The organism is Streptomyces sp. NRRL WC-3549 (assembly GCF_000721935.1).
GTDB lineage: Bacteria > Actinomycetota > Actinomycetes > Streptomycetales > Streptomycetaceae > Streptomyces.
Genome location: NZ_KL585450.1, coordinates 44,303 through 46,572, shown reverse-complemented (window position 1 = coordinate 46,572; position 2,270 = coordinate 44,303). Strand labels below are relative to the sequence as shown.

Sequence of the window (2,270 nt, the reverse complement as noted above, 5' to 3'; positions counted from 1 at the left end):
CCGAGCTGCTCCACCCCGCGTCGTTGTGATGCCAACTCTACGGCATCCACGAGGCGCTCCCGACCACCGACGGCGCCGTCCACCCCGCGCCGCCGGCCCGCCGGTGTGCTCACACCCCACTGCCCCACGCCAACTACCCGCCCACTCCGGGCCGTTGCCAGATGTAGCGCTTTAGCCAAAGATGTTGCCGCACCCCCCGATCCTGCCGAAAAAGCCTGTCTGGAGGACCCCGACGATGTCCACACCGCTCAGACCTGCCCACGACCCTTCCACCGCACCGTCGCCGCTGCGCGCCTCGGTCGTCAGTGGAATCTTCGGAGGAGTGGCCGGGGCGGTGATGAGCGGCCTCGTCAACTACCTGGCCATCGGCATGCCGGGCAGTGCCGGGATCAACGCCCTGAACCACGGCATCTCCGGTCTGGTCAGCGGGTTCATCGCCGGCTTCATCGGACTGATGGTGCACCTCCGCAAGACGGCCGGCGCAGCGGTCGCCGCCCCTTCGGCCCCCTCGGCCGCCTCGGCCTCCGAGGGCGTCACCGAGGCGGAGACGGCCGCCCAGGGCGTCTGAGCCTCCAGGTGTGTCCCGGGCCGCACCCGGGGCACACCCCCGTGTTGCCGCCCTGGTCCTGTCCGCGCCCGGGCACCCTTCAGGCACCTCTTCCGTACGCGTTCCGGAGGCCCGGTCGCGGGCGCTTCCCCCGCCCCAGCGCACCGAACGTCGCGTCGGCCGGACCAAATCAAGAGGGAAGCCGTGCCGAGAGGGCTACAGTCTGCATGCACCGTGTGTTGATCCGGACGCCCTCGGAGCGGTGCGGCATCGGGGAGTGGCGCTTCGTCGCCGCCCCGGTCGGACCGGCAGGCCGTTCTCACGGCCGGGTCACGGGGCTCCCACCACACGCCTACCTACAGGACACTCGATGACCGACATGCCCGCACGTTCCACGCAGCGGCACCCCGACAGCCCGGCCGCGGCCACGGCCCCGGGCACGCCGGCCCCGCTGCCCGCACCACAGTACGCGGGCCTGTTCATGGAGCCCGACCTGCCGCCGGCCCCGGTCGACGACGCCGAGTGACAGCGGGGTGAAGGCCGGGCGACGGCCGGGTGACGTACGCCAGTGACCGGCCGGGCCGCACCGTCGTTGGATGACCATGCGCATCCGTATCGGCGTGGTGGTCCTGGCCCTGGTCATGCTGTTCGCCGCGTTCGTCACCAGCATCCCGTCCCAGGCCGAGACGGAGGCGGCCTGCCGCCGCTCCCTCGACAACACGTCGACCGCCGAGAACCGCCCTGACGTCTGCCAGGACGTCGACGCGGAGACGTACCGGACCTTCCTCCTGATGTACGCGCTACGCGCGCAGGGCCTCGACTGAGGGCTGTCCCCGCGCGCCCCGGGACGCCGGGACGGCCCTCAGGCTCGTCCGTAGCGGTCCGGGCTCCCCGGCGAAGCGGCACGCCCCGGGAAGACGCCGCCAGAAAACAGGGCGGCGGCGGGCGGGGTGCGGGTAGGGCCTGCTCCCGGGCGAGGCCCGCAAGCGGGACACCCATCGCGTCGGCGATGCGCAGTAGGTCGCGGAGAAGGGGACCGGCCCGTGGGTAGAGGTCGATACGAGGGCCTCGTGGCGGCATGGGAGGCGGTGGACCCGCCGCCTGGAGTGGCCGGGTCCACCTACCCGTAGGCGTGGCAGCGGCGCCCCGCTCGCGTTCTGCGGTCAGGGCGCCGTTGTGCGTCCTCGTCGACTTTTCGGGCGAGCAGCGGGCGAGCAGGGGCCCATGTCGCCTGCGAGAAGAGGTCGGACCCCAGCCCATTCCTGCTCTGAGCTGGGGTCCAGTGGTAGGCCGTGTGGGACTCGAACCCACAACCAACGGATTAAAAGTCCGCTGCTCTGACCAATTGAGCTAACGGCCCCTGATGGATCACCCACCGAAGCATAGCCGCCCCCGGCCCGGCAGCCGATCGGGTATCCCGTGCCGGGCCCCCGATCCGTGCCCCGGCGGGACCGGGCACCGGTGGTCCCACCACCCGCTACGGGATGGATACCGCCACGCCCGGCGGTGGGCCGGCGCCGGTCACCTGGTCGGGGGAGAGCTCGGGGCCACACCCGGCCCCCGGAGACGCCGCAGGGCCCGTACGGCACCGAAGTGCTGTACGGGCCCCGCGGGTTGGGCGTTCAGTGACGGTCAGCCGTTGCGCTTCCAGCGCGGCTTGTCGTCGCGGCGGCCGAAGGAGCCGGTGCTCGTGCCGGTACCGCCACCGCGGTGGTCGTCACGG

At 72.3% G+C, this 2,270-nt stretch carries 3 protein-coding genes and 1 tRNA gene; 3 read left to right on the top strand and 1 reads right to left on the bottom strand.

The genetic code is table 11. The annotated features are described in order from the left end of the window. The first annotated feature begins 235 nt into the window (after nt 1-235). From IH13_RS0135410 to IH13_RS0135400, 3 genes are all read left to right on the top strand, one after another. Complete coding sequence (locus IH13_RS0135410) at nt 236-568, top strand: hypothetical protein (protein ID WP_031091143.1); 333 nt, start codon at nt 236-238, stop codon at nt 566-568. A gap of 349 nt (nt 569-917) precedes the next feature. After that, nucleotides 918-1,073, top strand: coding sequence for a hypothetical protein (locus IH13_RS44190; RefSeq protein ID WP_199814931.1), 156 nt, complete (start codon nt 918-920; stop codon nt 1,071-1,073). A gap of 70 nt (nt 1,074-1,143) precedes the next feature. After that, nucleotides 1,144-1,371, top strand: coding sequence for a hypothetical protein (locus IH13_RS0135400; RefSeq protein WP_234433504.1), 228 nt, complete (start codon nt 1,144-1,146; stop codon nt 1,369-1,371). A gap of 459 nt (nt 1,372-1,830) precedes the next feature. Here IH13_RS0135400 and IH13_RS0135395 read toward each other — a convergent pair. Further along, nucleotides 1,831-1,907: transfer RNA gene (locus IH13_RS0135395), tRNA-Lys, on the bottom strand. Between the last annotated feature and the right edge of the window lie 363 nt (nt 1,908-2,270).